The following is a 6,268-nucleotide window of genomic DNA, read 5'->3' on the forward strand; positions in this document are numbered from 1 at the left end:
GCTCCGCCCCGCATCCGCTCCACCGGGGCACGACAGCCCTGCGCTTTCGCTCTGGGCGTCCATTGTTGGACAAGCCAAGCAATCGGCTTTTTCGTCCGCTAGCGCGGACCACGTCTCACCCCGGTGGAACGGGGAGAAGGAAGAGTTCACGCCCTGCCTGGCCAGCCCTGGCGCAGCGAAAGCACGCTGCCCGGGCCGTGCACGGCGGCGTAGAGCAGTCCGGCGGCGAAGGGGAAATGCGACATGAAGGCGCCGAACTCGGCCTGGTTTCCGGCCCAGTGCGAGGGGCCATGGAAGGCAAAGCCCAGGAAGGTGACATAGACCGCCCCGATCAGCGACAGCGGCGTCAAATAAGCGCCGGTGAGGAAGGATATCACCAGCAGCGCCTCGAGGGTCGCCGCGCACCAGGCCAGAAACAGCGGGAATGGAAAGCCCGCGGCGGCGATGTAACCGGCGGTGGCGCCCATATCCATGAATTTGAAGGCCACGGCCATCGCAAACATGGCGGCGAAGATCAAGCGGGCGATGAGAATGGCGGCGGTCTGCCAGGCCGATTGGGTGTTATCCACGAGTGTCCCTCCGGGTTTGTCTGTTGATGCCCCAAGGACGGGCGAAAGGGGAGGATTCCGACAGGGGTGGGAAAATTGTTTGGCGGGACGTGCGCCGCCCTTCCCTTCGCCCCTGTGGGAGAAGGTGGATCGGCGCGCAGCGCCGAGACGGATGACGGGTGATCCAGCGGAGTGAGACGCCGGCTTTCCCTGGAGCACCCCTCATCCGTCGCCTCCGGCGACACCAACTCCCACAAGGGGAGAAGGAGAATGGTGCCGCGGATGGCTGATCGACTCCCGCACGGTGCCGTATTCGGCGCCCCAGCGGTCGGTCATGTCGCAGCGAATGTCCCAGAGCTCGGGGAAGAAGCGGTGGCGGGCGCCGCCTTCGAGGATCTCCACCGGCCTGCCTTTCAGCGATTTGGCGCCCAGCCCGATCGAGCGGTGGATCAGATAGAGGTGGTTGGCGCGGAATTTCTGGAACAGCTCGTCGAACTCGATCAGCGCCTCGGCCACGACATAGGAATCGCCGTGGTCGTAATGCTCGTCATAGATGTCCTGCACGGTTAGCCCGCGGCCGTCGAGATAGGCATGCTTGAAGGCCCGCCAAAGATCCGGCGGCAGGCGCAGCAAGAGCTTGAAGCCCGGCGATTCCTGGCCGCTGCCATTGCCGAGCTGGAGGCGGATCTGCTGGTACTCCTTGGGTGACATCGTCTCCAGGAGATCGAGCTGCGCCGTCATCATTCGCATCAGCCGGTGCACGCGGCCCATCAGCGTAACGATGCGGTGGGTGTCCTGTCTTTCCAGATAGTCCAGGACGTCAACCAGCGTATAGGCGATGAGCTTCATCCAAAGTTCCTCGACCTGGTGCACGATCTGGAACTGCAGCTCGTCGGCATTGACCATCTCGGCGAGCGGCTTCTGGCAGGCGAGCAGCCGGTCGCATTTCAGATAGACGCCGTAATCGCGCATTTCGGGCGCCTCGATGCGGGCGTGATAGTCTGTCTTGTCCATGGCTCATCCTCCTCGCGGGCAGGTTTTCGACCCGGCGACGAGGATAGCGCTTTCAGCTTGAACATTGTTCCTTTCTGTTATTCAAAGTACATTAGATGAAGGACAATTATCGGGCTTTTCTGCCATTTTGGAGAACGAATGACGCCGGACGCCCTCGACCGCAGAATAGTCGCCGCGCTTGAGCGCGACGCGCGCATCTCCTTCGGCGAGCTCGCCGAGGAGGTCGGCTTGAGCAAGACACCTTGCTGGAAACGCGTGAAGGCGCTGGAGGAGGCCGGCGTTATCCGCGGCTATTCGACCCGGATCGACCCGGCCAGGATCGGCTTCGGCATCGAGGCCTTCATTCAGGTATCGATCGACTTCGAGGTGTCGGACGCCTTCGAGGCGGCGGTGAAGAAGCACCCGCTGATCCGCCGCTGCTACGCCACCACGGGCGAAGCCGACTATCTGCTCCAGATCGTCACTGTCGACATGATGGCGCTCGACCGCATGCTGCGCGAGGAGCTGAGCCGCCTGCCCGGAGTGCGGCGCACGGTGACTTCGATGGCGATGCGCGAGATCAAGGGCGACATCTCCTTTGCCGAGGCGGCGGCACGTGTGCTGACGGGATAAGGCAAGCGCCCAAATGATTTGAGAGACGAGAAACCGCAAGCGTCCGCCGACAGCCGCCCGGCAGGCTCCGCACCTGTTCTGATCGAGACGATATCCGCTACCCGCGGACGCCCGGCGCTATTATAGACCGGTTCGATCCCGTTCTCCGATTATCCAGAAAAAGTCACGGCTTTGGCGCGACCGCGTGACATCAACGGGGCGGGATTTCAATTAGTTGCGGATGCGGCGAGGCCTGCAATTAATTGCGGATGCGGAGCATGCGCTCAGGGCCAAGGTGCGGAATGATCGCAGCGCTGGAGGAACAGCGCGCCCCCTCGTCCTGCCGGACATCTTCGCTGGCGAGCTGAGCCTTAGCGGCCGCTACCCGCGCCGTCTCGCGCTCTTTCCCCGCATCGGCCTTGCGTTTCGGGCACTCCTCGAAATCATGGTCGCGGCCGCCGCAATAAGAGCAGCATTTGGCGGGGGTTTCGGGGTGGAGTATCGGGATCATTCCCAAGAATGCACGAAAAGGTTTCCGGTTGCAGCAATTGCGTGAAGCCGCCGCAACAGCCGCCTGCCCCGTGCCCAACGGGTTAAGTCCAAGGAGCTCGCCGCTCACGCGGCGGGCTCCCGTTCAGTCACCGCTCACGCGTGTGCGTGGGGATGACGGAAGTCCCAAACGGCCCAGGCCGATGCCGCGACCACCAGCACGCCGAGAACGACATGCGTGGCCATGACATAGGTGTCAGCTGCGAAGCCTAGCAACCAGGGCGACACGATCAGCCAGAGCCCGAGGACCACACTTGCCCATTCTTCCCACTCGGCGAACACCGAAAGCGTCGCCAGCGCCAGCGCGCCGATCAGAACGCCGACAATCCAGGCGTTCCACGCGGGCACCGTTGCCGCGGTGAATCCGATGACCCAGGGAGAGATGAACAGGCAGACCGCGAGGACCAGAGTGATCCAGTCGAGACTCTTTCTTGCTTCCATCATTGCCATGACAACCTCCATGGATGAAGCTTGACCAAAGCAACCTGAGAGTGCAATCACACGCTCTGTTACATGATGTAATGCATTTTTACAGAGCTGCAAGGGAGGACCGGCCGCGCCGGCGCCTCAGCCCTTGAAATCACTTCCGTCTTCGGCGCCAAGCTGCGGCACGACTATCGCCTCGAGCGGCGCCTCAAGTGTCCACTTTACGCCCTCGGGCAAGCGTTCGAGGCTGGAGGATCCGCTCAGCGACTGCGGCGCCACACGCTGCAGCACCACCGTGCCGAAACCCTTGCGATCGCCCTTACGTTCGGACGCCTTCTGCGCGGCCGTGCCGGAGGTCTCGTGCCAGACAAGATGAAAGCGCCGCTGCGCCTCGGGTCCGGTCTCGACTTTCCAGGTGATTTCGATGCGGCCGCCCCCCGAGGCCAGCGCGCCATATTTGGACGAGTTGGTGCCGAGCTCGTGGAAGGCCATGCCGAGATTCTGCACCGCATTCGACTGCAGCGTCAGAAGCGGCCCGGAAAGCGAGATGCGGTCTTCATGGCCGAAAGGCTTCAGATGCTCCTGGACAAGGTCGAACAGACTGGCGCCGGCCCATTCCGTGGTGACCAGAAGGTCGTGCGAGCGCGACAGCGCCATAATGCGGGCGCGGATCATTTCCTCGAACTCGCGGGGGTCGGTCGAGCGCTTGCTGGTTTCCCTGACCATCGACAGGATCACCGCGAACTGGTTCTTCACGCGGTGGTTGACCTCGCGCATCAAGAGCCGGATACGGCGCTCGCTTTCCTTGGCGGCGGAGATATCGCGGGCGATCTGCGAAGCGCCGATGATCTCGCCCGCGTTGTTCCTGATCGGCGAGACCGTGATCGACACCGCGATCAATGAGCCGTCCTTGCGCTTGCGCGTCGTCTCGTGGCTTCCCACACCCTCGCCCCTGCGAATGCGGCCGATGATCTCGGCCTCTTCGTTGTGCATATGCTCGGGGAGCAGCATCAGTATGGACTGGCCCACGGCCTCCTCGGCGCTGTAGCCGAACATACGCTCGGCCGCCTGGTTCCAATCGGTGATAATGCTGTTGAGATTCTTGCCGATGATGGCGTCGTAGGAGGAATCGACAATCGCCGCCAGGCGCGCGTCGGCATGGGCGTCCTGACGAAAAATCCCCCCTGGATTGGTCATGCGCATTAGCTAGGGCCGACAGACATCAAGGCAACGTCTCGAGCGCATCTGCTATGGCTTCGAGTTTCTGGAGCCATCGCCGACCTTTCTGTCCTGGGCTATCACGCCAAAATCCTGCGACTTCGCGCCTGCGTCGGCGGTCAGGAATCCGTCCGACGAAAGCCCGCGACGCAAAAGCTCGCGCACCGCAGCCGATCGGCTTGGCATGCGCTTTTCGAAACGCCAGTTCTCCAGCGCCGCCAGTTCCTCGTCGGTGAGCATGATCTGCAATCTTTGCGGCCGTTCGAGTTCAGCCATGCCCGCCTCTATCACAGACAAAAATGCTACGAATGAGTAAGTGTCTCACTATGAGTAGAAGTAGGGTTTGCCACATAGTGCGTCAAGGATGCCTAAGCTGTGAAGGATGGGACAGACTAACGATGCCAACGATAAGCCGAAACCACATTTGTTGGTGTATGCTAACTCCTTGATTAATTTCTTTTTTTGCGTTTTTTCTTGCTATTCTCGATCGCGTGGCGCATGGTTGGGAGCGAGGGATAACCTCCAAGGAAGGAGGCATTCCATGTTCCGACGATTCTCCATCCGGTTGCGCGATGACGCACACTACAGAGTCCAACAGGCTCTGCGGATCAAAGGCATCGTGAATATCATCCGGCTTTCGGAAGAGATCAGGCTGAACAATCTGGCCGAGAACATCGCCCGCGAAGACATTGAAGATCTGGTGATGCAGATTGCTCAGCTTTACGGCGCGCCGATCGAATTCGACGATCAGGCTCTCACGGCGCTTGATTTGCCCGACATACTGGACGACGACAATCGCAATGACCTCGAAAGGGCGCTGCGAGAGCGTTGCGGAGCCGACCCGCAGGTCAACCTGCTGCAGCTCGATGACTAAGCCAGCGGGCATGCGTCAAACGGAGTGTCCACCCCTGGCGATCACGTCGCTAAGGATGCTGAGCCCGGTCTCGTAGCGGTCCGGCGCAATGCCAGCCTGATGCGCCTGCCAGAGATTGTCACGCAGGTCAGCTATTTTCACGGGCAAGGCAAGCTCGTCCGAGGCGGCACGGAGAATCGAACCCTCCTCGCTTTCGTCCATCCGTTTCGTCAGCGCGTCGACCGCCGCAACGACGGATGAACTGAAACCGGCCTGTCTGAGCCGCTCGAGGCTCCAGCCCTCGCCTTTCTCGACGACGTCATGCAGATAAGCGACGGTCTTTTCATCCAGCGTCTCGACCGAATCGGCGACGCGTCTCAGATGTTCGATATAGGGTCTGCCGGTCTTTTCCTTCTGGCCACTGTGAGCCTGCTCAGCGATCTTCGCCGCACGGTGAAGCATGGTCCTTCCAATCGTCAAATTGAAGCCCGCCCCGGCGAGGGACGGCCGAGGCGGGCTGCTCGGGTCTGAACCCGGTCCGGTGGCGCGCCTTTCGCGGGGGGAGCGGGGCTGCGCGCCATCTGCATTCAAGAACATCCGCGCAGGCCGAATGTTCCCGCGACGCCCTGCAATTTTCTGTATGCACGGTCGGCGCTCCGGCATGACGCACGGCACTCCCAGGCCTGCCGGCCAAGAAACGTTCTTGCGGCAGGAACCTCGCGACCACGCCGCCGTTAGCCACCCGTGTTCAACAGGAGGTAAGGCAATGGATTGGAACCGCGTCGAAGGCAATTGGAAGCAGATGAAGGGCAAGGTCAAGGAACAGTGGGGCAAGCTCACCGACGATGACCTCGACCGCATCGCGGGAAAACGCGACCAGCTCGAAGGTAAGATCCAGGAACGCTACGGCCTCGAGAGGGACCGCGTGCGCCGCGACATCGACGACTGGTATAGTCGCCAGAACTGGTAGAAGCCGACTGGCTAACCAGGAAGGGGGGGGGGGGGGGGGGGGGGGGGGGGGGGGGGGGGGGGGGGGGGGGGGGGGGGGGGGGGGGGGGGGGGGGGGGGG

The 6,268-nt window shown here is 62.0% G+C and carries 10 protein-coding genes; 3 read left to right on the plus strand and 7 right to left on the minus strand.

Annotated elements, in window-relative coordinates; translation table 11 throughout:
• Nucleotides 1-146 precede the first annotated feature (146 nt).
• Both P9273_RS21195 and P9273_RS21200 read right to left on the minus strand, forming a co-directional pair.
• Complete coding sequence (locus tag P9273_RS21195; RefSeq protein WP_278050631.1) at nucleotides 147-569, minus strand: DoxX family protein; 423 nt, start codon at nucleotides 567-569, stop codon at nucleotides 147-149.
• A 201-nt stretch (nucleotides 570-770) separates the two neighbouring features.
• Nucleotides 771-1,562 (minus strand): tryptophan 2,3-dioxygenase family protein, encoded by a 792-nt coding sequence (locus P9273_RS21200; protein ID WP_278050632.1) that lies wholly within the window; start codon nucleotides 1,560-1,562, stop codon nucleotides 771-773.
• A gap of 138 nt (nucleotides 1,563-1,700) precedes the next feature.
• Between P9273_RS21200 and P9273_RS21205 the strand changes: the two genes are divergently transcribed.
• Nucleotides 1,701-2,174 carry an Lrp/AsnC family transcriptional regulator gene (locus tag P9273_RS21205; protein ID WP_278050633.1) on the plus strand — a complete coding sequence of 158 codons (474 nt, stop codon included), beginning with the start codon at nucleotides 1,701-1,703 and terminating at the stop codon, nucleotides 2,172-2,174.
• A gap of 238 nt (nucleotides 2,175-2,412) precedes the next feature.
• Here P9273_RS21205 and P9273_RS21210 read toward each other — a convergent pair whose 3' ends face one another.
• From P9273_RS21210 to P9273_RS21225, 4 genes are all read right to left on the minus strand, one after another.
• Nucleotides 2,413-2,772, minus strand: coding sequence for a hypothetical protein (locus tag P9273_RS21210; RefSeq protein ID WP_278050634.1), 360 nt, complete (start codon nucleotides 2,770-2,772; stop codon nucleotides 2,413-2,415).
• Between the two features lie 26 nt (nucleotides 2,773-2,798).
• Nucleotides 2,799-3,152, minus strand: coding sequence for an SPW repeat protein (locus P9273_RS21215; protein WP_278050635.1), 354 nt, complete (start codon nucleotides 3,150-3,152; stop codon nucleotides 2,799-2,801).
• Between the two features lie 117 nt (nucleotides 3,153-3,269).
• Nucleotides 3,270-4,325, minus strand: coding sequence for a sensor histidine kinase (locus tag P9273_RS21220; protein WP_278050636.1), 1,056 nt, complete (start codon nucleotides 4,323-4,325; stop codon nucleotides 3,270-3,272).
• Nucleotides 4,326-4,376: 51 nt separating this feature from the next.
• The gene (locus tag P9273_RS21225) at nucleotides 4,377-4,622 is read right to left on the minus strand and encodes a hypothetical protein (RefSeq protein ID WP_278050637.1); all 246 of its coding nucleotides are present in this window, start codon (nucleotides 4,620-4,622) and stop codon (nucleotides 4,377-4,379) included.
• 265 nt (nucleotides 4,623-4,887) lie between these two features.
• On the opposite strand from P9273_RS21225, the gene P9273_RS21230 reads away from it, so the two are divergent.
• Nucleotides 4,888-5,220, plus strand: a complete 333-nt coding sequence (locus P9273_RS21230; RefSeq protein WP_278050638.1) for a hypothetical protein — start codon at nucleotides 4,888-4,890, stop codon at nucleotides 5,218-5,220.
• A 15-nt stretch (nucleotides 5,221-5,235) separates the two neighbouring features.
• Here P9273_RS21230 and P9273_RS21235 read toward each other — a convergent pair whose 3' ends face one another.
• Nucleotides 5,236-5,661 (minus strand): HD domain-containing protein, encoded by a 426-nt coding sequence (locus tag P9273_RS21235; protein ID WP_278050639.1) that lies wholly within the window; start codon nucleotides 5,659-5,661, stop codon nucleotides 5,236-5,238.
• Nucleotides 5,662-5,965: 304 nt separating this feature from the next.
• Between P9273_RS21235 and P9273_RS21240 the strand changes: the two genes are divergently transcribed.
• Nucleotides 5,966-6,169, plus strand: coding sequence for a CsbD family protein (locus P9273_RS21240; RefSeq protein WP_278050640.1), 204 nt, complete (start codon nucleotides 5,966-5,968; stop codon nucleotides 6,167-6,169).
• The last annotated feature ends 99 nt before the right edge of the window (nucleotides 6,170-6,268 follow it).

The sequence above is a fragment of the Mesorhizobium sp. WSM4935 genome (assembly GCF_029625735.1).
Classification (GTDB): domain Bacteria; phylum Pseudomonadota; class Alphaproteobacteria; order Rhizobiales; family Rhizobiaceae; genus Mesorhizobium.

What these genes read in the sequence shown, in the direction of transcription:
- P9273_RS21200 (WP_278050632.1), bottom strand. Translation starts at nt 1,562, where the DNA reads ATGGACAAGACAGACTATCACGCCCGCATCGAGGCGCCCGAAATGCGC.
- P9273_RS21205 (WP_278050633.1), top strand. Translation starts at nt 1,701, where the DNA reads ATGACGCCGGACGCCCTCGACCGCAGAATAGTCGCCGCGCTTGAGCGC.
- P9273_RS21215 (WP_278050635.1), bottom strand. Translation starts at nt 3,152, where the DNA reads ATGGCAATGATGGAAGCAAGAAAGAGTCTCGACTGGATCACTCTGGTC.
- P9273_RS21220 (WP_278050636.1), bottom strand. Translation starts at nt 4,325, where the DNA reads ATGACCAATCCAGGGGGGATTTTTCGTCAGGACGCCCATGCCGACGCG.
- P9273_RS21225 (WP_278050637.1), bottom strand. Translation starts at nt 4,622, where the DNA reads ATGGCTGAACTCGAACGGCCGCAAAGATTGCAGATCATGCTCACCGAC.
- P9273_RS21230 (WP_278050638.1), top strand. Translation starts at nt 4,888, where the DNA reads ATGTTCCGACGATTCTCCATCCGGTTGCGCGATGACGCACACTACAGA.
- P9273_RS21235 (WP_278050639.1), bottom strand. Translation starts at nt 5,661, where the DNA reads ATGCTTCACCGTGCGGCGAAGATCGCTGAGCAGGCTCACAGTGGCCAG.
- P9273_RS21240 (WP_278050640.1), top strand. Translation starts at nt 5,966, where the DNA reads ATGGATTGGAACCGCGTCGAAGGCAATTGGAAGCAGATGAAGGGCAAG.